At 39.4% G+C, this 22,826-nt stretch carries 24 protein-coding genes; 5 read left to right on the forward strand and 19 right to left on the reverse strand.

Translation table 11 applies throughout. The annotated features are described in order from the left end of the window. Nucleotides 1–119 precede the first annotated feature (119 nt). The 6 genes from ACQQ2I_RS19950 to ACQQ2I_RS19975 all read right to left on the reverse strand — a co-directional run bounded on the left by ACQQ2I_RS19950 (nt 120) and on the right by ACQQ2I_RS19975 (nt 5,680). Nucleotides 120–2,564 carry an ATP-dependent Clp protease ATP-binding subunit gene (locus ACQQ2I_RS19950; RefSeq protein WP_431028460.1) on the reverse strand — a complete coding sequence of 815 codons (2,445 nt, stop codon included), beginning with the start codon at nt 2,562–2,564 and terminating at the stop codon, nt 120–122. Further along, nucleotides 2,554–3,660: a protein arginine kinase gene (locus ACQQ2I_RS19955; RefSeq protein ID WP_431028461.1), complete on the reverse strand. Its 1,107-nt coding sequence runs from the start codon at nt 3,658–3,660 to the stop codon at nt 2,554–2,556. The genes ACQQ2I_RS19950 and ACQQ2I_RS19955 overlap by 11 nt, the downstream gene beginning before the upstream one ends. Next, complete coding sequence (locus ACQQ2I_RS19960) at nt 3,657–4,202, reverse strand: UvrB/UvrC motif-containing protein (RefSeq protein ID WP_431028462.1); 546 nt, start codon at nt 4,200–4,202, stop codon at nt 3,657–3,659. The genes ACQQ2I_RS19955 and ACQQ2I_RS19960 overlap by 4 nt, the downstream gene beginning before the upstream one ends. Continuing rightward, complete coding sequence (locus tag ACQQ2I_RS19965) at nt 4,199–4,675, reverse strand: CtsR family transcriptional regulator (RefSeq protein ID WP_431028463.1); 477 nt, start codon at nt 4,673–4,675, stop codon at nt 4,199–4,201. Before ACQQ2I_RS19965 ends, ACQQ2I_RS19960 begins: the two co-directional genes overlap by 4 nt. Nucleotides 4,676–5,046: 371 nt before the next feature. Next, nucleotides 5,047–5,352 (reverse strand): DUF4870 domain-containing protein, encoded by a 306-nt coding sequence (locus tag ACQQ2I_RS19970; protein ID WP_431028464.1) that lies wholly within the window; start codon nt 5,350–5,352, stop codon nt 5,047–5,049. Between the two features lie 112 nt (nt 5,353–5,464). Beyond that, nucleotides 5,465–5,680: an acyltransferase gene (locus ACQQ2I_RS19975; protein WP_431028465.1), complete on the reverse strand. Its 216-nt coding sequence runs from the start codon at nt 5,678–5,680 to the stop codon at nt 5,465–5,467. Between the two features lie 218 nt (nt 5,681–5,898). Between ACQQ2I_RS19975 and ACQQ2I_RS19980 the strand changes: the two genes are divergently transcribed. After that, entirely contained in the window at nt 5,899–7,215 is a 1,317-nt protein-coding gene (locus ACQQ2I_RS19980) for a globin-coupled sensor protein (RefSeq protein ID WP_431028466.1), read from the forward strand. A gap of 72 nt (nt 7,216–7,287) precedes the next feature. Here the strand turns inward: ACQQ2I_RS19980 and ACQQ2I_RS19985 are convergent, their stop codons facing one another. From ACQQ2I_RS19985 to adh, 5 genes are all read right to left on the reverse strand, one after another. Then, on the reverse strand, nt 7,288–7,767 hold the full coding sequence (locus tag ACQQ2I_RS19985; protein WP_431028467.1) for an acyl-CoA thioesterase: 480 nt from the start codon (nt 7,765–7,767) through the stop codon (nt 7,288–7,290). A 100-nt stretch (nt 7,768–7,867) separates the two neighbouring features. Then, nucleotides 7,868–9,295, reverse strand: a complete 1,428-nt coding sequence (locus ACQQ2I_RS19990; protein ID WP_431028468.1) for an aldehyde dehydrogenase family protein — start codon at nt 9,293–9,295, stop codon at nt 7,868–7,870. A gap of 14 nt (nt 9,296–9,309) precedes the next feature. Next, nucleotides 9,310–10,290 carry a DUF4003 family protein gene (locus tag ACQQ2I_RS19995; protein WP_431028469.1) on the reverse strand — a complete coding sequence of 327 codons (981 nt, stop codon included), beginning with the start codon at nt 10,288–10,290 and terminating at the stop codon, nt 9,310–9,312. Nucleotides 10,291–10,507: 217 nt separating this feature from the next. Beyond that, nucleotides 10,508–10,867: a DUF779 domain-containing protein gene (locus ACQQ2I_RS20000; RefSeq protein ID WP_431028470.1), complete on the reverse strand. Its 360-nt coding sequence runs from the start codon at nt 10,865–10,867 to the stop codon at nt 10,508–10,510. Between the two features lie 18 nt (nt 10,868–10,885). Next, nucleotides 10,886–12,406: an aldehyde dehydrogenase gene (adh, locus tag ACQQ2I_RS20005; protein ID WP_431030560.1), complete on the reverse strand. Its 1,521-nt coding sequence runs from the start codon at nt 12,404–12,406 to the stop codon at nt 10,886–10,888. A gap of 257 nt (nt 12,407–12,663) precedes the next feature. Here adh and rluF point away from each other — a divergent pair, with 257 nt between their 5' ends. Together rluF and ACQQ2I_RS20015 are read left to right on the forward strand one after the other, a co-directional pair. Then, the gene (gene rluF, locus ACQQ2I_RS20010) at nt 12,664–13,362 is read left to right on the forward strand and encodes a 23S rRNA pseudouridine(2604) synthase RluF (RefSeq protein WP_391374435.1); all 699 of its coding nucleotides are present in this window, start codon (nt 12,664–12,666) and stop codon (nt 13,360–13,362) included. Between the two features lie 41 nt (nt 13,363–13,403). Continuing rightward, a complete protein-coding gene (locus ACQQ2I_RS20015) occupies nt 13,404–14,123 on the forward strand; it encodes a DUF6904 family protein (RefSeq protein WP_431028471.1) in 720 nt (239 codons plus the stop codon). An 83-nt stretch (nt 14,124–14,206) separates the two neighbouring features. On the opposite strand, the gene ACQQ2I_RS20020 is transcribed toward ACQQ2I_RS20015, so the two are convergent. Next, nucleotides 14,207–14,698, reverse strand: a complete 492-nt coding sequence (locus ACQQ2I_RS20020; RefSeq protein ID WP_431028472.1) for a cupin domain-containing protein — start codon at nt 14,696–14,698, stop codon at nt 14,207–14,209. A 190-nt stretch (nt 14,699–14,888) separates the two neighbouring features. On the opposite strand from ACQQ2I_RS20020, the gene ACQQ2I_RS20025 reads away from it, so the two are divergent. Beyond that, nucleotides 14,889–15,119, forward strand: a complete 231-nt coding sequence (locus tag ACQQ2I_RS20025; protein ID WP_431028474.1) for a hypothetical protein — start codon at nt 14,889–14,891, stop codon at nt 15,117–15,119. A 161-nt stretch (nt 15,120–15,280) separates the two neighbouring features. On the opposite strand, the gene ACQQ2I_RS20030 is transcribed toward ACQQ2I_RS20025, so the two are convergent. From ACQQ2I_RS20030 to ACQQ2I_RS20055, 6 genes are all read right to left on the reverse strand, one after another. Beyond that, nucleotides 15,281–15,988 carry an ABC transporter ATP-binding protein gene (locus ACQQ2I_RS20030; protein ID WP_431028475.1) on the reverse strand — a complete coding sequence of 236 codons (708 nt, stop codon included), beginning with the start codon at nt 15,986–15,988 and terminating at the stop codon, nt 15,281–15,283. Next, nucleotides 15,988–16,764, reverse strand: coding sequence for an ABC transporter ATP-binding protein (locus tag ACQQ2I_RS20035; protein WP_431028476.1), 777 nt, complete (start codon nt 16,762–16,764; stop codon nt 15,988–15,990). The genes ACQQ2I_RS20030 and ACQQ2I_RS20035 overlap by 1 nt, the downstream gene beginning before the upstream one ends. Then, nucleotides 16,761–17,699 (reverse strand): branched-chain amino acid ABC transporter permease, encoded by a 939-nt coding sequence (locus ACQQ2I_RS20040; RefSeq protein WP_431028477.1) that lies wholly within the window; start codon nt 17,697–17,699, stop codon nt 16,761–16,763. Before ACQQ2I_RS20040 ends, ACQQ2I_RS20035 begins: the two co-directional genes overlap by 4 nt. An 11-nt stretch (nt 17,700–17,710) precedes the next feature. Next, nucleotides 17,711–18,586, reverse strand: coding sequence for a branched-chain amino acid ABC transporter permease (locus ACQQ2I_RS20045; RefSeq protein ID WP_431028478.1), 876 nt, complete (start codon nt 18,584–18,586; stop codon nt 17,711–17,713). 221 nt (nt 18,587–18,807) lie between these two features. Further along, complete coding sequence (locus ACQQ2I_RS20050; protein WP_431028479.1) at nt 18,808–20,025, reverse strand: ABC transporter substrate-binding protein; 1,218 nt, start codon at nt 20,023–20,025, stop codon at nt 18,808–18,810. A 542-nt stretch (nt 20,026–20,567) separates the two neighbouring features. After that, nucleotides 20,568–21,170 carry a class I SAM-dependent methyltransferase gene (locus ACQQ2I_RS20055; protein WP_431028480.1) on the reverse strand — a complete coding sequence of 201 codons (603 nt, stop codon included), beginning with the start codon at nt 21,168–21,170 and terminating at the stop codon, nt 20,568–20,570. Nucleotides 21,171–21,420: 250 nt separating this feature from the next. Between ACQQ2I_RS20055 and ACQQ2I_RS20060 the strand changes: the two genes are divergently transcribed. Next, complete coding sequence (locus tag ACQQ2I_RS20060; RefSeq protein WP_431028481.1) at nt 21,421–21,735, forward strand: YbjQ family protein; 315 nt, start codon at nt 21,421–21,423, stop codon at nt 21,733–21,735. A gap of 95 nt (nt 21,736–21,830) precedes the next feature. On the opposite strand, the gene ACQQ2I_RS20065 is transcribed toward ACQQ2I_RS20060, so the two are convergent. Then, nucleotides 21,831–22,715, reverse strand: a complete 885-nt coding sequence (locus tag ACQQ2I_RS20065) for a LysR family transcriptional regulator (protein WP_431028482.1) — start codon at nt 22,713–22,715, stop codon at nt 21,831–21,833. Nucleotides 22,716–22,826 lie beyond the last annotated feature (111 nt).

A 22,826-nucleotide genomic window follows, 5' to 3' on the forward strand; every position in this document is an offset into this window, starting at 1 on the left:
ATATTTGTTCTTATATCTATTGTACAAAAAATAGGAGGGATGTTCTATTCTGAGTACTAATTAGATTTATGCTAAAAAAGCACTCGCTCTAGAAAGCGAGTGCTAGGCATATTAAACAATTAAGCCTCTACAGCCTTTTCTTTTCCTCGAACTTTAAAGTCACCTTCTACGTAGTCAAATACCACGACTTGACCTGTTAGTACGTTCCCTTTTAATAGTTCCTCTGACAAGCGGTCTTCCACATGTTTTTGTAATGCACGACGAATTGGGCGTGCACCGTATTGTGGATCGTATCCTTCTTCTGCAATTTTCTTAAGTGCTGCATCTGTTAACTCCAGTTCGATATGTTGTTCTTTTAGACGTTTTGTTAATGCATTTGCCATGAAGGAAACAATTTCTTTTAAATGATCCTTCTCTAATGAATGGAACACAATCATTTCATCAATACGGTTTAAGAATTCTGGGCGGAATGCTTTTTTCAATTCTTCCAGCATTGTCGCTTTCATATCTTTATATTTTGAATCTGTATCGCCCACGCTGAAGCCTAGGTTTTTCTGATATTTTAGGGCATCTGCGCCAACGTTAGATGTCATAATAACGACTGTGTTACGGAAATCTACTACACGTCCTTTAGAGTCTGTTAAGCGACCATCATCTAATACTTGTAGCAAGATATTGAATACGTCCGGATGTGCTTTTTCAATCTCGTCTAGTAAGACAACAGAGTACGGTTTACGACGTACTTTTTCTGTTAATTGTCCACCTTCATCGAATCCTACATAGCCTGGAGGCGCACCAACTAATCGAGATGTCGAATGTTTCTCCATGTACTCAGACATATCAATGCGAATCATCGCATCCTCATCTCCAAACATGACTTCAGCAAGCGCACGGGCAAGTTCTGTTTTCCCTACACCTGTTGGCCCTAAGAAGATGAATGAACCGATTGGACGCTTCGGATCTTTCAGTCCAGCACGAGCACGACGAATGGCACGTGAAATCGCTTCAACTGCCTCTCCTTGACCAACAACACGCTTATGCAATTCTTCTTCAAGGTTTAAAAGCTTCGCAGACTCTTCTTGTGCAATCTTGGATACTGGAATTCCAGTCCACATCGCCACCACCATGGCAATATCATCTACTGTGACTTCTGATTCTTCTTTTCCTTGCTTCTCTTTCCACGCTTTTTTCGTTTGTTCAAGCTCTTCTTTTATCTTTTGCTCTGTATCACGTAATGCGGCAGCTTTTTCAAATTCTTGGCTTTGTACCGCTGCATTTTTCTCAGAGCGTACATTTTCCAATTTGTTTTCAAGCTCTTTTAAATTCGGTGGCACTGTGAATGAGCGTAAGCGCACTTTCGAACCGGCTTCATCCATTAAATCAATCGCTTTATCTGGCAAGAAGCGGTCTGAAATGTAGCGGTCTGATAGTTTAGCAGCAGCATCTAATGCTTCATCTGTAATTTTTACACGATGATGTGCTTCGTAGCGATCACGTAGCCCTTTCATAATTTGAATCGTTTCATCAATTGTTGGCTCATCTACTTGAATCGGTTGGAAGCGACGTTCTAACGCGGCATCCTTTTCGATATATTTACGGTACTCATCCAGTGTTGTTGCACCAATACATTGTAATTCCCCACGTGCAAGCGATGGTTTTAAAATGTTCGATGCGTCAATCGCGCCTTCTGCTCCACCTGCACCAATTAATGTGTGTAGCTCGTCGATAAATAGAATGATATTCCCTGCTTGACGAATTTCATCCATGACCTTTTTCAGACGATCCTCAAACTCACCACGGTATTTTGTACCCGCGACAACCGTTCCCATATCGAGTGTCATAACACGCTTATCACGTAATGTTTCGGGCACTTCATTGTTCACGATTTGTTGTGCTAAGCCTTCTGCAATCGCTGTTTTACCCACACCAGGTTCCCCGATTAACACCGGGTTGTTCTTCGTACGACGAGATAATACTTCTACGACACGTGTAATTTCTTTTGAACGACCAATTACTGGGTCCAGTGCCCCTTCACGCGCAATCGCTGTTAAATCGCGCGCTAGACCGTCTAGCGTTGGTGTATTGGCTGCTTGGCTTTGCGCTTGATTACCTGAGGCATTTGTATCGTTATTGCCAAGTAATAATAATACTTGTTGACGTGCTTTGTTTAAACTTACGCCTGTATTCGCTAATACGCGTGCCGCTACCCCTTCTCCTTCACGAATTAAGGCTAATAAAATATGTTCTGTTCCGATATAAGAATGACCTAATTTACGTGATTCATCGACTGAAAGTTCAATGACTTTTTTCGCACGTGGTGTGTAATGCACAATCGGACCGACATTTTCTTTCCCTTTCCCAACGAGTTCCTCAATCCCTGATTCAATCATTTGAGGGCTAATATCAATCGCTTCTAATGCTTTGGCCGCGATGCCACCACCTTCACGGATAAGACCAAGTAAAATATGCTCTGTTCCAATCGACTCGTGTTTCCAACGAATCGCTTCTTCCTGCGCTAATTGTAAAACTTTTTGTGCACGCTGCGTAAAACGATTAAACATCATACAAATCCTCTCCCTTTCCATTTGTAGGCTCATTTCGACGATGTGTTACTAATTTTTCTTGCAGTAATTTCGAGCGGAAAATATCACGCTCGGTCGTTTGCAATGTTGTACCAGCATATTGCTGTATAAAACCAGGTTGAATGAGTAACATACATTCATTCAATTGATTAAGCGAAATATCTGAAATTAGTTGTAAGCCGACTGCTAAGCGGACATTGGATAAACAAGATGCCGCTTCCTCACTCGATAATATACGCGCATACATTAATGTACCGAGTGAACGATACAGTCGATCCTCCAATGCAATGGGCGCGCGAGCAAATAGTTGTTTTCTTGCCTCATGTTCTTTTTGAATAATTTGTTCCACTACACTTTGTAAATCATCTAAAATATCACGCTCTGATTTTCCAAGTGTAATTTGATTAGAAATCTGATAAATGTTACCTAGATTTTCACTACCTTCGCCATATATCCCCCGTACGACCATTCCTAACCTTGCCATTGTTTGAATTAAAACATTCATGCGTTTTGTCATCGTCAATGCCGGTAAGTGCATCATAACGGAGGCACGTAGACCCGTACCAACGTTTGTTGGACAGCTTGTGAGAAAACCTAGTTGCCCATCGTATGCATACATGAGCTGTCCTTCTAAGTATTGATCGAGCTCATTTGCCTTAGCATATGTTTCATGTAGTTGTAACCCCGCTGCTAAGCATTGTATACGAATATGGTCCTCTTCATTCACCATAACACTGATTGATTCATCTTCTGTTAAAAAAACAGACGCTGTTTTTTCACAATTAGCTAGGTGCGGACTAATTAAATGCTTCTCAACAAGTACTTGTCGTTGTAAGGCTGGCATTTCTTTCATCGGAAAATATGAAAATCCTCTCCCCTCATTACGAACAGAAAGAAGGGCTTGTAACACGGTGTCGTCTATCTGTTTTGCATCCTCTTCTGAAAAACTAGCGGGAAAACGTGTACCACTTAAATTTCGCGCAAGGCGTATTCTCGTACTAATTACGATATCTGCATGCTCATCCGCTGCTTCAATCCAAGGTGGTAACGTACGTTTTAAAAAATGCTCTATATTCATGATGTTTCCCCACCTCCAACATGTAGCTTCTGTTCGATTGCACGCACCTCGTCACGCAGCCTAGCTGCATCTTCAAAGCGCTCCTCTGCAATCGCTTGTTGCATTTGTTGGCGAATGAGTTCAATTTGTTTTTGATAGTTGATAAATTGATATTCTTCAGTTTGCTTTTTACCGATGTGCTTTACATCCGCTTGCAAACGTTTGAGAACTTGCGGTAGTTGATCACGAAATGTGTGGTAACACTGTGCACAACCAAATTTACCGATTTTCAAGAATTGCCTGTACGTAAAGCCACAGGATGGGCAGGTACCTTGTTGCTTCTTTTGTTGCGTTTCTTCCTGCACTTTGCTTTTCCATTTTGGTAAACTAAACCAATCGGACATGAGCTGATGAATCGATACGGGCTCCTCTTGTATTTCAACTTGAAACGGATGAAATTTCCCTGCACATATTTCACAATAATGGCGCTCCAATTTAGTACCATTTTTTATTTGTGTTATGGTCACAGTAGCATGTCGTTGCTTACAATGCTCACAAATCATGTTCTGTCACCCCTTTCAAATTTCAACGTTATTAACATTGCCTTTAAAATACGTGCGCGAATCTCATCTCGCATCGGTAACGGCATTTGTAAAGTGGTGCGATCCATCGCTGCAAGCATTAGCTTCGCCTCTCTTTTGGATATGACCTCTTCATCAATTAAACGATACACGATATGCTCTGCTGCAACTTGGGGTGCATTCGCATCAATTTGTCTTAGCATCTCATCGAATAATGCCTGCTTTGAATGCAATTCAACACGTAAAATACGAATATATCCGCCACCGCCGCGCTTACTTTCGACCAAATAACCGCGCTCTGCTGTAAATCTTGTATTAATAACGTAATTTATTTGCGACGGTACACATTGAAACTTATCTGCTAACTCACTACGTTTTACTTCAATATGTCCCTGTCCTTCTAATTCGATAATTTGCTTTAAATAACCTTCAATAATGTCTGAGATATTCCTCATGTTTATGCTCACCCCAGTTCATTTACTGACTTTGACTATCTTTGACTTTATTATAAAAATCATAAAATTGTTTTGCAAATAAAAAGTCTACCCTTTTTAGGACTCTTCACCAAAACGTGTACTTGACTGCACATTCCGTTACGGGCGGACGCTTTCCGCGGGCGAGGTCAAGCCTCCTCGTCGCTCATTCTTCGCTCCTGCAGGGTCTCGACTTTCTCGCTTTTCCCGCTGGAGTCACCGCCCTTCTCTCCATGTGCTTTTACAGTCCTTCTCTTTTTAATCAAGAACATATTATGGTATTGAAAGCTTTTAAGAAAATAAAAAAACGGCAAAATCTTTGTTATTAAAGACTTTGCCGTTTTACCTATAAATTATACCCAACGACCAACAATTGGATAATCCCAATCGGAATCGTTTAACGCTTTTACGATACCGATAATTGGCACGATGAGTAACATTAACCCGAAAACAATTAAAAACGGAATACCAATTAAGATAAAAGAGAAGATAATTGAAACCGTTGTTAATACCCACATCACACCTTGGAATAATAGCGCCTGAATAGATAAGCGCTTGATCTGATCGTCTGAACTAATTAAAAAGAAGAGAATCGGTACAAGCACCGGCGCAAAGAATGCACTAGCATGAATCAATACTTTCGACCACTTTTCTTCCATTCGATACAACCTCCCTTGTCGAACATTTCCTTATAGTACATATACGCATGAAGCGCAAATTAGTTTCAAAAATAAAACAACCATCTTATTATTTTAAGATGGCTATAAACATTTATTTATATGGCCCCACATCATCTGGGTTATCTCCGTCCTGCGGAAATAGCAAATATGAGATAATAGCTGTAAAGATGGTTGCGCTTAGCAATATTAAAAACTTGTCCCTCGATGCAACCTCTTCATAACGATTGAATAGCATAAATGTAGAAGCAACGGCGACGATTACTGTTATCGGTATAACAAATTTTAAACGCTTTTTATGAAATTTCATTGTAAACTTCCTTTACATTTTTTTTACTATCTATCATTTTAACTTGTTTAATTCTGAAGTACAAACACTTGCTTATTTCTATTATCTGTAACAAAATCTTCAGAAGAACTATAGAAATTTTATACATAATGCAGACAAAAAGTTCAATTTAATAGTAAAATTACATAATAAAGAGTGACTACATAGTCTTATGAATATATAGAGAATGGGGAATGGCGATGATTAACTTTTTTAACAAGTCGCGCGAAAAATTAAAAGCAACATTTTTCCAAGTGGAGAAATATGCCCAACAGGTAGAATTAAATCTTTCTGCTTATCCAGAACTAATGAAACAGTTACAATTACTGAATTTAACGAAAAAGGACTTAGCTATTTTAAAGCAACTACAACCTTATGCCCAAGATTTCATTCCTTTAATGGTCAATCATTTTTATAATGCCATTAGCCAAAGCGAAGCACTTCTGGCCATTATCAATCGATCATCACGTATCGACAAATTAAAAATAACGCTTCACAAACATTTAGCAGATATTTTTAATGGAAAAATTGATAGCGCATACATCGAAGAACGAAAAGGAATTGCACATGCCCATGTTCGTATTGGGCTAAAATCCAAATGGTACTTAGCATCATTTCAATCACTGATGACAACTTTCATCGAATTTATCGAAACATTAAACTTATCTACACAGGAAACAGCCCTAGCTATTAATGCATTTTCAAAAATTATTAACTTTGAACAGCAACTTGTCATTGAAGCCTATGAACATGAAGAGGAACGCATCCGTAAACAAGCAGAAGAAGTAAAATTACATTTAATTAATACCATTCAACGTACAGCACAGGAATTAAATATTATTAGTGTTGACACAACGTCTTCTCTTGAAGCAATCGCGGTGCAAACAGATGAAATTGCTGCCGCCACACATCAAGGCTTAGATTTCGTAGAAGAAACCGAAAGTAAATCAAATCTTGGCAAAAAGCATTTAGCTGCGCAAACAAACTTAATGGATACGATTTTAGAACGTGTCGATATATTAGAATCTTCAATGGATGAACTACGCATATCATCGCAAAAGATTTCAGATATTGTAGGGCTCGTAACAGGAATTGCCGATCAAACAAACTTGCTCGCATTAAATGCTTCCATTGAAGCAGCCCGCGCAGGTGAACAAGGGAAAGGATTTGCGGTCGTAGCAGATGAAGTGAGAAAGCTGGCGGAAGAAACAAAAACCGCCGTACAAAACGTATCGATACTGATTAAAGAAACGGAGAATAATATTGTGAGCATGGCCGATGCCGTGAACAGTGTAGACTCTCAAGTAAAAGTGAGTGTCGAAACACAGCATGAGTTAACAGAATCCTTCAGTGCAATCGCTGAAGCTGTATCAGGAATTCGTACACAATATATGAGTACGTCAGAAGATATTCAAACCATCTCTAACTATATTACCGAATTATCACAAGGGGCAAATCATGTTTCGTCATCCTCTGACCAATTAATTGCCGTCGTTAACGAACTTTCGGCAGAGTGAGCTGCTATACTAACTAGCTAAAATCGCCAAGAGGACACACAGGAAGCTTTATTTTCCGTGTGCCCTCTTCTATTAGCGGTGTTTCACTTCACGCTTCATTTTACGATGTTCGCGACGCATCGGACCTGTTTCGAAAAGTCTACGCTCGGTTTCTGTTTCTGGGTAAATTTCTAGCACTTCACGTGGTTTACCTTGCTCATCAATCGCCACCATTGTCACGAATGATTCCGTCGTCAAACGTTCTGCACCTGATTTTAAATCTCGGCAAATAACACGTACGTATACTTCCATTGATGACCGACCTGTACACGTTACAACAGACTCCAGCTCTAATACATCTCCTGCATAAGCAGACGACACGAAGTCTACTGAGTCAATGGATGCCGTGACGACCTCTCCTTTTGAATGCTTCATTGCAGCGAGAGCGGCAATTTCATCAATATATCGCAATACTTGTCCACCAAAAATAGATTGATGATGGTTGGTGTCGGATGGCATAATTAAACGTGTTTGATGTGTGCGTGAATAGCTCATTGGCACAGTGTTTCCCATAATTCTGCACTCCCTAAAAGATGATAATTTAACTGTAACACTTTAAAAACACCGAGTTCAAATACTTTTCCAAAATAACAAACCCCTGTGCTAAATTACGTTAAAAAGTTGTTTTAATTGTGATAAACTTCAAATTCGTCATTTCTTCTATAGCATATTTTACCCCTTCTTTACCGTATCCACTCATTTTTACACCACCATACGGCATATGGTCTACACGGAATGTCGGAATATCATTAATCATCACTGCACCAGCCTCTAACTCGTCTGCCGCATACATTGCATCTGTTAATACATTTGTATAAATCCCTGCATTTAAGCCTAGTTCCGATTCATTTACAAGTGCAATTGCTTCGGCCAATGTTTCATATGAAACAATGGAAACAATTGGGGCAAACGTTTCTTCACATACGATTTTCATTTGTGCTGTTACATTCGTCACGACGGTAGGTGATAACGTACGCTCCGTAAATTCCGCTCCTGTTGCGATAACGGCTCCTTGTATTTTTGCCTCTGCTATCCAAGCCTGCATGCGCCCTACCTCGTTTGGATGAATCATCGCACTAACATCGGTATTTGTGTCTAGCGGATCCCCTACACGTAGCTTTTTCGTTTCCATAACAAATTGGCGGACAAACTCATCGTAAATGGAAGCATGCACGTAAATACGCTGCAACGATATACATACTTGCCCTGCAAACCCAAAAGCCCCACTGACCGCACGTGAAACAATCTTCTCAATTGGTGCGGATGGCTCTACAATCACAGCTGCATTGGACCCTAGCTCTAGTGTAATTTTGCGTAAACCTACTTTTTCTTTCAGCTTCAATCCGACTGCTCCACTACCTGTAAACGTCACTTTTTTGACATGTGGATGTGCGACAAGCGTATCGCTCAACTCCCCACCTGAGCCTGTCACAATTTGCAAGCAGCCGTCTGGTAAACCTGCTTCTTTAAAAATTTCTGCCATGACGATCGCACTAAGAGGTGTTTGTGTTGCTGGTTTTAATACAACCGTATTCCCCACCGCAAAAGCAGGCCCTAATTTATGAGCAACTAAATTGAATGGAAAGTTAAACGGTGTAATCGCACTTACTACACCAAGAGGTATACGTTTTGTATAACCGATACGATCTGTAATGCCTGGTGCCGCATCCATCGGTACCGTTTCACCGGTCGATTGTTTAGCAGCCTCAGCTGAAAACTGATACGTTGCAATTGTCCGATCAAGCTCAGCTACCCCTGCTGAAATCGGTTTTGCTGCTTCCTTTGCCAAAATTTCGGCCAGCTCCTGTTTACGCTTGCGCATAATGTCCACAACTTTATATAACATTTCCGCCCGTTCATACGCAGTTGTTTTCTTAAATGTTTGAAACGCTTGATGTGCCCCCTCAATTGCACGCTCCACATCTTGACTATTTGCCTTAGCTACTTTTGCGAGCACTTCACCGGAATAAGGTGATGTTAATTCATATGTTCTTTGTGCTTGTTCCCATTGTCCATTAATCCATAATTTTGTCTCTTGCATAAAAGACACCTCCATTAAAAGTTCAAGTTGATATCCAGCAAATCGGTTAATCCGTCTATAAAATGAAACGAAAAATAAAGTAAACCATCACTAAAGTGAAGCAAATCTGCCCACCCTGTCATTTGAGTTGTATGAATGGCCTGCTGTACCTCTGCATAATCAAAAACGAGCTTTTGAATCGCAATAATTAATGCTAGCTCTTTTGCACCGTTTGTGACTCTAGAGACCCTAAGCTGTTGCTCCAGTTTTACAATTGCCTCTACTAGCTGTAAATCCGTAGCTGTTAAAGCCAGTAGCCCGATAAATGGATAATGTATTTTTTTCACTTGTACACCACGATGCTCAAATTCTATTTTTAATTGGGCTACATAATCGACAAGCTCTTGATGCTCATGTACATCAAAAAACGTTAAAATTTGTGTTAATGATTGCAGTGCATCACTTAGTTTAAACCCTCGTTCACGTAGACTCTTAAAATAATGATTCATTGTCTGCGCGTGTACTGATGCACTTTCATTATTATTTGCTGTTAGAAGAATGGCAAACGGAAAATCGCTTTTTCTTGTTAACATAGGATGGTATTTATTCATCTCGTCATACAGCTTCTTCGCGCGCATGCCATGTGCTACATCCTTTACAAAAAAGGCACTCACCATTCGGTATAAAGAGCGACTAAAACCACATTCTGCTAATAGGCTATCGTTCTTATTTAACTGTGCTAGATGCTCCTCTACATTCCCTTTCAGTACTAAATCTGTGGCTATTTTATATTGCAAACGACTATCACTACCCTTTGTACTAAAAATACTAAGCGTAGACTCATTACATGCCACTTGGTCTATCACCGCTTGATGCTCTAACCCGCTATAAGTACGACCTGCATACGTATATTGAGCAGCTAAAGAGGTCACAATCTGCAAGTCGGGGTGTCCACCTGTGTAGTTAAATACCTTGTCATAATTCGTTTCTAGTTTCTCAATAAAGTGTGTATACATGGACTACCACCCCTTTACTTTATTGTACGCCTTTTTAAGCTACTTTGTTTTGGAAAGTATACTTGATGAAATAAGGGGCTTAACCAAAACATGTGCTTTTATATCAATCTCCATTTTTAATCAAGAACATATTTTGATATTGAACCTGAAATAACGTTAACAAGTTCCTATAAAAATAAGTGTAGGCAAAGCCCATATAGACTTTACCTACACTCATTTATTCACGTGAAAGCTTTTCTAATTCTTCTTTTGTAAAAGCACGGGACCGCGTTAAAAAACGCTTCCCCTCTACGCCCTCTAGCGAAAACATTCCGCCCCTTCCATCTACCACATCAATAATGAGCTGTGTATGCTTCCAATAATTAAATTGGTTTTTATGCATATAAAACGGGCTTTCGCCAATTTCACCGAGCCGTACATCCTGATCTCCTAATAGCAAGTCCCCTTGCTCATAGCACATCGGTGCAGACCCGTCACAACACCCACCTGACTGATGAAACATAATGGGACCGTGACGTTGTTTCAATAATTCAATTAGTTCGAGTGCAGCATCCGTTGCAATCACGCGCTCCGTCATGCTCGCACCTCCCCTCGCTTAGAAGAAGCCTAATTTATTTGGATTGTAGCTCACGAGTAAATTTTTCGTTTGTTGATAGTGACTTAACATCATTTTATGGTTTTCACGACCAACACCTGACATCTTGTAACCACCAAATGCAGCATGTGCTGGATATTGGTGATAACAGTTTGTCCATACACGCCCCGCTTGAATACTACGACCGAAGCGATACGCTGTATTCATATCGCGTGTCCAAACACCTGCACCTAATCCGTACAATGTATCATTGGCAATTTCAAGTGCTTCTTCTGGTGTTTTGAATGTCGTTACCGATACGACTGGACCAAAGATTTCTTCTTGGAAAATGCGCATCTTATTATGTCCTTTGAAAATGGTCGGTTTAATATAATAACCATCTGATAATTCGCTACCCAGATTGTTTTTCTCACCGCCAATGAGACACTCTGCTCCTTCTTGCTTACCAATATCTAAATACGATAAAATTTTCTCCATTTGCTCGCTAGACGCTTGCGCACCCATCATCGTATTTGGATCAAGTGGGTTCCCTGTTTGAATGGCTTCCACACGTTGAAGTACGCGCTCCATAAATTTATCGTAAATCGATTCTTGAATCAGGGCGCGTGAAGGACATGTACATACTTCGCCTTGGTTTAACGCAAATAATACAAAGCCCTCTACCGCTTTATCTAAAAATTCATCATCATATGCCATGACATCTTCAAAGAAAATATTAGGTGATTTACCACCTAATTCAAGTGTTACAGGGATCAAGTTTTGAGACGCATATTGCATAATTAAACGTCCTGTCGTTGTTTCTCCTGTAAATGCTACTTTACCGATACGTGGACTTTGGGCTAATGGTTTACCTGCTTCTAAGCCGAAGCCATTGACAATATTTAATACACCAGGTGGCAATAAATCTTCAATTAGTTCCATTAATACCAGAATCGAAACAGGCGTTTGCTCAGCTGGCTTTAACACAACACAATTTCCTGCTGCAAGTGCTGGTGCAAGCTTCCAAACAGCCATTAGTAATGGGAAGTTCCAAGGAATAATTTGTCCAACTACACCAATTGGTTCATGGAAATGATACGCAACTGTATTGTCATCAATTTGGCTCAGTGTGCCTTCTTGTGCACGAACGGCACCTGCAAAATAACGGAAGTGATCAATTGCAAGCGGTAAATCCGCATTTAACGTTTCACGTACGGCTTTCCCGTTATCCCATGACTCTGCAACTGCTAGCGTTTCAAGATTTTGTTCAATACGATCAGCGATTTTCAGTAAAATATTGCTACGCTCTGTAGCGGATGTTTTGCCCCATGCCTCTTTTGCTTCGTGTGCTGCATCTAGCGCTAATTCAATATCTTCTGCTGTTGAACGTGCTGCTTGTGTGAACACTTTCCCTGTAACAGGCGTTACATTCTCGAAGTATTGTCCCTTTACAGGTGGCGTCCATTTACCACCAATATAATTGTCGTAACGCTCCTTGAAATTGACTAACGCCCCTTCTGTGTTTGGAAATGCATAAACCATTGAAAAATCGCCCCTTTGCTTAAATGTATTCGTTAAATACCTACTCATTGCTACCATCCCTATGTAACTATGAAAGGTATTTTCAATTACTATATTGTCAGAAAAGGGAAATAATTTCAATGTTTAAGTTTCAATTTTCTAAATTTACAGATAATATTATTGTGATATATTGTTAATGAACAGACAGAGTGCTGTTATACATAAAGGCAAGCCGATATTGTATACTGAAACTATTCTAAATGGGTAGGGGAAAAAATATGCGTATCAATAAATTCTTAGCAGAAACAGGCATCATCTCTCGCCGAGGTGCTGACAAATGGATTGAAGAAAATCGCGTCACAATTAACGGAGAACTAGCGACAGTCGGTAGCAAAGTAGAAGAAGGCGATCTCGTTTGTGTAGATGGCAAGCCCGTACAAAAAGAAGAGCAGCTTGTATATATCGTACTCAATAAACCAGTAGGCATTACGAGTACTACGGAAAAACACATCAAAGGAAATGTAGTGGACTTTGTCAATCATCCATTGCGTATTTTCCATATCGGACGTCTTGATAAGGATTCAGAAGGTTTGCTCCTCCTCACCAATGACGGCGATATTGTCAATGAAATTTTACGTGCAGAAAATCATCATGAAAAAGAATACGTGGTGCAAGTCGATCAACCGATTACAGCACAATTCTTAACACAAATGGCTGCCGGTGTAGAAATTTTAGATACGGTCACACTGCCATGTCGCGTCGAAAAAGTATCCAGTCATGTGTTCAAAATTATTTTAGAGCAAGGGTTAAACAGACAAATCCGCCGCATGTGTTCAGCGCTCGGGTATTCAGTAAAACGGCTACAACGTATTCGTATTATGAACATCCATTTAGGTAATCTAAAAGTAGGACAATGGCGTGATTTAACAGAGAAAGAGCGGACAGAGCTGTTTAAATTATTAAATTATAAGCAATAGCTGTCTAAGTTCAAGCTATCAGCAAGGGGGAAATGGGTGTTATGTTAACAATTCAACCGACAGAACTACTGACCGGTTTTCGCATTAGTGGTGACTACTGGGATATCGATGCGTTGCTACGCGCTATTTACGATGTCACCGGGGAAGAAAACCGCTATCTTGATTTTCAAGGGGCACGAAATCGCATTTTAGGTGTTTGTTTAGAGCTACGGCATGCCATAAAAGGGGAACACCATATTGAATTCATAGCCAATGGCATACATAAAGGATTAGAAAAAGAAAAGGCCATCCTTGCGCCTACTAAAAATATTTATTTTGCTGTAGACATTTTAATACCAGAGCTACTGTTTACAACGATTGCCTTAAATGATTTTATCCGCTTATATCAAGAACTGGTCGACCCAACGATATGGAATACTTCAATCGCAACGATTCGTCAATTTCAAGGTGTAGTCGCTACAGCACTTGAACAACTAATAACAGAAGAGCATTACCTTGTGTTTCTGCAAATGCTTCACGCAAAACAAACCTTCTACTTCCGTTACGCAACACAATATGTTGACCTCTTAAATGTAGAGTACTTAAAACTTTCTCGTCAAGAACGGGAGGAGCGAATAGCTGCGTACGCGCTTCGCCTCTTAATGGAAGATGAAGAATATACCGTATTAAAAGAACAGCTACTAGCGACAGCAAGTGTGACGAAACATGTCATTCATGAATTAAATCTTACACTCAAGTATCCTGAAACGATAGATTGGTAGTTCGCTAGAATGATTTATTTTCATATATCCAAAAATAACCGCGTTCATCGCTTCATGAACGCGGTTTCTTTTTTAACTAGTAATTAAAGCTGTTCATACGCCATTTTACGGATCACCGCTTCATGTTGTGGGTACTCCTGCAACAGTTCTTCCTGTGTAAATAGTTCAAAGTCCGCATAGTCAAAGCCTGGCGCTACCATGCATCCAACTAAACTAAACGTATTCGGTTCATCGACAGAGGAGCCAAAAATCGTATGCTTCGGCACAAGGATTTGGGGCTGTTCTCCTGCCTCAATATTTAATCCTAGCTTTTTTGCTTCATACGTACCATCTGGGTAAATCATATGCACGGTTAGCGAACTACCTGCATGGTAATACCATAGTTCATCTGATTGCAATCGATGCAAATGCGAAATATCGCTCGAACGTAGTAAAAAGTAGATGCTTGTATAACCTGGTCGCTCACCCGTTGCTGTTTTGACAAGCTCCTTGCCAGCAAAAGTAGAGATATAAAAGCCACCTTCCGCATGCTGCTGTAATCCTAATTTTTCAATGAAGTATTGTGCTGCTTTCATGTTTATCACTCCTCTCCTTTACCATAACAAAAAGACACATTCATAACAATTAGAGTGGATATACGTAGATTCACCCTCGTCTTTACAATGATGTTAAAATAAAATCACGGAAACCGAAAAACTCACCTAAAAGTAGCACGTAAACATGAGAGGAATGGGACAGAAAGAGAACCTAAAAGGAGAGATACACTTGACAGAGAAAGAATACTTAGAATTCAAAAGCCTCATTGCAATGGGCGATGAACTGAGTTTTTATTATAAAAATGATGAATATTGGATAAGCCATAACCCTGGTAAATCTTATTTATCAAGAACTAAAGATTCATATACCCAAGAATTTAATGGATATGAAGAGCTCTTTGAAAGAGCAACAATAGACGGCATAAAAATTGCTGAAATATATCCAAAATTAAAATGGTAACATAGATTTTTTAATGCTCAAAAACAAACGAAAAAGCACGAGCTACAATCAATATATTTTTTGAACATGCACAAATTTTGTTACACCGATTCATCAATTATACTCCTCTTTTATAAAAAAACTGCCCTACAAGTTCACTTGTAGGACAGCTTTATACATATTTATAAACCGCCAAGATAAGCCGCTTTGACTTCTTCACTTTCTTGCAATTCTTTTGCCGTACCGGCTAGCACAATGCGCCCTGTTTCTAGTACATAGGCACGGTTTGCAATGGATAATGCCATATTTGCATTTTGTTCCACAAGCAGTACGGTTACCCCTTCTTTATTAACCATTTCAATGATGTTAAAAATATTTTTTACCATTAACGGTGCAAGCCCCATGGATGGTTCGTCTAAAATAATCAGTTTCGGCTTAGACATTAGCGCACGGCCCATGGCAAGCATTTGCTGCTCACCACCAGAGAGCGTTCCTGAAAGCTGTTTACGACGTTCATGTAAGCGTGGGAACAGCTCATATACATGGTCCATATCTTTTTTTATGCCATCCTTGTCTGTACGTAAATACGCCCCTAGCTCTAGGTTTTCCTCAACCGTCATATTCGCAAATACACGGCGTCCTTCTGGTACATGCGAAATTCCTGCTTTTACAATAGACTGGGCTGCTTTGCCGTCAATGGCCGTGTCTAAATATTCAATAGAGCCTTTTTTCGGCTTTAATAAACCTGAAATGGTTTTTAACAGTGTACTTTTTCCTGCGCCATTAGCACCAATTAGCGTGACAATTTCACCCTCATTTACCTCAATGGAGATATCACGTAATGCTTGAATATTACCGTAAAACACATCGATATTATTAATTTTCAGCATTATTCCGTTACCTCCTCACCTAAATATGCCTCAATTACTTTTGGGTTTGAACGAATCTCATCTGGTGTGCCATCTGCAATTAATTGCCCGTGGTCCAGTACATAAATACGCTCACAAATCCCCATGACAAGATGCATATCGTGTTCGATTAATAAGATTGTTAAGTTAAATTCTTTTCGAATGAACGCAATTAACTCCATTAATTCATGTGTTTCTTGCGGGTTCATCCCTGCTGCTGGTTCGTCTAATAACAATAGTTTAGGACCTGCCGCTAATGCACGAGCAATTTCAAGGCGACGTTGCATCCCGTATGGCAAGTTTTTCGCTAATTCATCCTTGTACACATCGAGTCCAAAAATCTTTAAAAAGGCGAGTGATTCCACTTCCATCTTAGCCTCTCCTTTAAAGTGGGTTGGTAGACGGAAAAGGCTTGATAATAAAGTATGTTTGGCTAAACCATGATTGGCTACCTTTACATTATCTAAAACCGATAACTCTTTAAATAAGCGAATATTTTGGAATGTACGGCTAATGCCTTGACGTGTGACTTTATACGGATCTAAACCGGCAATGGATTTGCCATCAAAGGTAATCACGCCTTCTGTCGGTGCATATACACCTGTTAACATATTAAATGTCGTCGTTTTTCCTGCACCATTTGGCCCGATTAAACCAATCAGTTCTCCCTGGTTCATATACATATCCACTTTCTGAACAGCTTTTAATCCACCAAATGTAATCCCTAGATTATCAACTTTTAGAAGAGTTTCGCTCATGCTTTAGACCCTCCCTTTTTACCGAACTTGAATACATCCGTAATCTCTTTTGTACCAAGTAAACCTGTTGGACGGTACAGCATAACTAAGATTAATACAAGCGAATAAATAATCATACGTGTTTCAGGGAAGCCCTGTAAGTACGTTGTCACCGCTGTTAAGAAAATAGCAGCTAACACGGAGCCTGATAAACTACCTAAACCGCCTAATACAACAAAAATTAAAATATCAAATGATTTTAAGAAACCAAATGTCGTTGGCTGAATGATATAGAAATTATGTGCATAAATCGCGCCTGCAACCCCAGCAAAGAACGAACCAATCGCAAATGCGACAACTTTATAGTACGTCGTGTTAATTCCCATCGCATCCGCAGCAATTTCGTCCTCACGAATGGAAATACACGCACGACCATGTCGAGAATTCGTAAAGTTTGAAATGATTAAAATAGTAATGAAGACCGCAAAGAATGCATATGTCCAAGTGGATTGATGCGTTACTTGCATCCCAGCTGCCCCGCCTACATAGTCAATATTTAAAAATACGATTCGAATAATTTCTGCAAACCCAAGTGTCGCAATCGCCAAATAGTCCCCTTTTAAGCGAAGTGTTGGAACTCCAACGAGTAAACCTGCAATGGCCGCTACAAGGGCACCAAGTAAAATACCTGTCACAAACGGCATACCGAGCTTCATTGTACAAATCGCTGATACATAGGCACCAACTGCCATAAATCCAGCATGACCAATCGAGAATTGACCTGTAATGCCGATAATAATATGCAAACTCACTGCCAACATAATATTGATACACATCGTAATTAACATGTTTTGATGTGTATAGCTAATAGCTTCTGTGTTGATCAACACTTGTACGACTGCATAGACTACTAGCGCTAGAGCCATGTAGCCCCAGAAAATTTTTGACTTTTTCATACGCTGTCCACCTACACTTTCTCTCGAGTATTTTTACCAAAAATACCCGATGGTCGTATAATTAAAATCAGAATTAAAATAACGAATGCCGCTGCATCGCGCCATAAAGAATAGCCAAGTGCACTTACAATGGTCTCCACTACACCGAGTACAAGGCCACCAACCATCGCACCTGGGATAATACCAATCCCACCAAGCACGGCTGCTACGAATGCTTTTAAGCCTGGTAATACCCCCATTAATGGGTCAATCCGTGTGTAATAAATACCAAAAATAACGCCTGCTGCCCCTGCTAATGCTGAACCAATCGCAAATGTTGCTGAAATGGTATTATCTACGTTAATCCCCATTAAACGCGCTGCATCTGCATCATGAGATACGGCACGCATTGCCTTTCCAATTTTCGTTTGATGTACGATAAATTGTAGTAACATCATAAGTACGAACGAAATGACTAAAATTAAAATCGACTGCACACCAATTTGTGCCCCTAAAATTTCAATTGTTTTATTTTCTATTACTTTCGGATAAGCTTCCGGTGATGGACCCCGGAAGAAAATTACTGTGTACTCAATTAATAACGATACCCCAATGGCTGTAATTAAAGCGGCAATACGCGTTGCATTACGTAAACGTTTATACGCAACACGTTCAATAATTACCCCAATGACAGCACATAAAACCATCGCTAAAAGCAAGGCTGGAATAAAGTGCATATCCCAGCGTGCTATCGCATAAAAGCCAATAAATGCGCCTAACATGAAAACATCACCATGCGCAAAGTTAATCAGCTTAATAATCCCGTATACCATCGTATAACCAAGGGCGATTAGCGCGTAGATACTACCAAGTGAAATCCCATTCACGAGCTGTTGTATCCATTCCATATCGATTCACTCCTTTACTTTTTATGTGTCACTTCATTTTACTAGCGCAACAAAGTTATGCTTCTAAAAGTGGAAAAAGGAGCTATCCGAAAAAAATTTTTTCGGACGACTCCTTTGCGACGAGTAACCATCGGAACAATACTGACAAAGTAGCGTTCCATTCAGTAAGATATCGGGCCGCTTTCGTATAAAGCAGTCTCCTATCCCCTTAAATTTTTGACTTAAGGATTTACTTTTGATTTGAACTCTTGATTGCCGTCTACAAACTCTAAAACTGTTGCTGATTTAACTGGGTTGTGTTTTTCATCTACTGTGAACGTACCTGTAATTAAGCTTAAGTCTTTTGTTTCTGCCAACGCTTTTTGAATTGCTTCGCCTGTAATGTCATCTCCAGCACGTTCAATTGCATCTTTTAAGAAGTACACTGTGTCATATCCAAGTGCATGGAAGGCATTTGGCTGTTTGCTATATTCCGCTTCGAATGCTTTTACGAAGTCTTGAATTGTTTGATCTGGGTCACCAGAAGAATAATGGTTCGTAATAAATGTGTTATTTAGTGCATCTGCACCAGCAAGCTCCACTAATGTTGGCGAATCCCAACCGTCAGCACCCATTAACGGCACATCAATACCTAATTCACGTGCTTGCTTAACAATTAACCCAACTTCCTCATAGTAACCTGGGATAAATACGAAATCAGGATTTGCTGACTTAATACGTGTTAATGTTGATTTGAAGTCTACGTCATCCGTTACATACGCTTCTTCTGCTACAACTTTCCCACCATTTTTTTCAATTTGCTCTTTAAATGATGCGGCTAAGCCTTTTGCATAGTCAGATGTAGAGTCCATATAAATCGCTACATTTTTCGAACTAAGGTCATTTGATGCAAAGTTTGCTGCTACAATGCCTTGGAATGGATCGATAAAGCATGTACGGAATGCATAATCATTGATAGAACCATCTTCGTTTACCGTTACTGTTTCCGATGTACCAGAAGCTGTTACGACTGGTACTTTAAATTGATTAGCTGTTTGCACTGTCGCTACTGTATTACCTGATGTTGCGGGTGCAATCATCGCGACAACTTTCTCTTGCTCTGCTAAACGAATGGCTGCCGTTACCGCTTCTGCGTTTTCAGATTTATTATCTACAGCAATATACTCGATCTGTTTACCGTTAATACCGCCCGCTGCATTAATCTCGTTGATTGCTAATTTAGCACCATCATTAATAGATGAACCGTAAGATGCTACTGCACCTGAAAGCTCTAAGTTACCACCAATTTTAATTGTTTCTGATGAACCGCTATCTCCACCGCTTGAACTTGAACTTGAAGATGAACTATCATCCTTTGTCCCACATCCTGCTAGTACACCTGCAACTAGTGTTGAAGCTAAAAAGATTGAACCAAACTTCTTCATTTTTGACTGCTTCATAATTCAAAACTCCCCCCAAATAACCATTTTCAAATATTAGATATTTCTGATAATTATACACGAATACCTACTCCCGGACAATGAGTTATAATAATATTCTGAAATTATAGTAAATACCAATATCTCTATTAATTAACCTTTTGTATTTTAAAACATTCTTTCTATTTAGTCTAGTGTGATTTTTCAGTTTTTTCAAAAAGGAAGTATACTCCCCCCACTACTAATCAAAAATATACTGCAAAAACAATGCATCTTGACTATTCATTTTTCGATTAAGCCTGGAACTAAATGGAGGACTATAAGAAAAGCGCAAGCGCCCACTCTAGCCCCGACATGCGTTGGAGATAGGCCCACGAAGAGACTTTCGAAACGTCACGAGGGGCTGGGCGCTTGCGCTAGACACTCTTTCCATTTGAAACAGTTTATACTTTCTTATCTAATAAAAAAGACATAAACTCGAACAAAATGAATCGAGTTTATGTCTCTCTATCTACGAGAAAAGAGCGTCTCACTTTCATCGTAACTACAGTAATGAATCATTTTCACACATTAAATGTAAATACACAAATTCTTTCATTTGGATTTTTAAAACCTTGTAGCTGCACTTCTTTTAGTAAATCCAAATTCGTTTCAAACTGTAAATAGTACAAGTATTCTGGTGATGGATAATATAACAATATGTGAATTTCTCGAGGGTATTGTTCAAAAGAACGGTAAATATTCATGACGACTTTGCGGAAAATTTGTACCGAAAATGGGTTAAAGAAGAAAAATACATTATCCTGTCTCTGTACATCATATTGTTCAGCTAACATGTTTAAAAAGGTAATCGGCACAAGCTTCCTTCCTGCCTTTTGTAAATATCCATTTTTATTTTGCTGTGCTTCTTTAAAGAAAATACCGTCCATTTCAACTCCTGTCGTGGGAATTCGCAACTTGTGATAGAGAAAAATAGGTACCCTTCCTTTTCCCGATCCAAAATCAACAACAGTCGCATTTGGTGGTAATTCATATGCTGCGAATAGTTGTTCTAATGCTTCATACGGTGTTGGTTCATAACTATGATAGTGGATTAATTTCGGTACACCATATTGAAAACCGGTTGTTGAAATATTGAGCAACTGCTCATAATCTTTCTCTCGCATTCACGTATTCCTTTCTCTCTTAACATTAAACACTCATTTTTAATCGTATCTTTCACATAAAGTTGTCATTTTATCGGCTTCTCCACAATCCCGAAGTCCTCTTTCAATACCCAAATCACCTCTTCTACAGTTTTTAGTTCATGATGTAAATAGCGAGGCACGAATTATGAAGATACATAATTCGAAATATTCTTGGAACTATATTAGTTGTCACACGTATATAAGGTACTAAGGAAAAGGAGGTAATAAGATGTTAATTACAACAACCAATTCATTAGAAGGCAAAACAATTGACACATATCACGGCATTGTCAGTGGTGAAGCTATTATGGGGGCAAATATCGTCCGTGATATTTTTGCATCCGTAACAGATATCGTTGGTGGACGTAGCGCTGCTTACGAAGATAAATTAGCAGAAGGACGTAAAATCGCTCTTGATGAAATGACAGAACGTGCACGTGCAATGGGCGCAAATGCTGTTATTGGTGTTGACTTAGATTTTGAGACATTGCGCGAAGGCATGATGATGTGCATCGCGACAGGAACAGCTGTTACAGTAAAATAGCTAGAGAAAAGGCATGTTTGGAAAGCGTAGCTTTTCAAACATCTCTTCTGCTTATTCTCCATGATCCTTCCCTCAAAACTTTAGATGCCTCTGAACTACTGCTCGTGAATGATTTGGATAAACTTCTTCGTTGGCCGTGATAATGGCACGGTTTTCAAGTGGCAAATGCCGATGCTTCGCTTTGGAATCGGCTGCTGTAATTCAATTTCGTGCACGATTCCCCGTTCTAAATAATCTGTTGAAAACTCTTTCGTCACACAAGCGATGCCTAAGTTAATCTTCGCAAACTCTAACAATAAATCATGCGAGCCAAGCTCAAATTCAGGTAAAATGGAAAAACCGCACCCCTTTAAATACTCCTCAACATATTGTCTGGAATTTGCATTGTTCTCTAAAAAAATAAGGGGCATTTTCACTAAATAATCGAGACTCGTCGGTTGCTTCGTCATATTCATATACTTATCGCCACATACGAAAATGTCATGGATGTCTTTACATGGCGTCACTTCAAGCTGATCATCATAAATAGGTAAATTGCAAATCCCTACATCCGCTTCGCCAGCTTTAATATATGTCACAATTTGACTTGTCGTCCCATTTAATACTTTCAATTTAATACTCGGATATTTTTTATAAAATGTTTCAAGGTATGGGAGCAAGTAGTATCTGGAAATCGTATCGCCCACACCAATTCGTAGTTCTCCCGTTGTGAGGTTTTGTAATTCTAGTACCTTTTCCTCTCCTACCTCGAGCATGCCTAGTGCAGAGTTTACATAATCGTGTAACAATTTCCCTTCATTCGTAAGCGTAACTCCTTTAGGCGTACGGTAAAAAAGATGGGTACCTAGCTCCTTTTCTAATTGTGCCATCGCTTGACTGATAGCTGGTTGTGTCATATATAGTGATTTAGCCGCATGTGAAAAACTTTTACTTTTACAAACTGCATGAAAAATACGATATAAATCTAATTTACCTATCATATAAGTACTCCTTATAGGGCATATTAAAAATATTAATTTTACTTATACCATGTAAGCGAGGTATATTACAAATTGTGTTAACTAAATAAAATAATTTTTTACTATAGATTA

The sequence above is a fragment of the Lysinibacillus sp. LZ02 genome, from assembly GCF_050613145.1.
GTDB lineage: Bacteria > Bacillota > Bacilli > Bacillales_A > Planococcaceae > Lysinibacillus_B.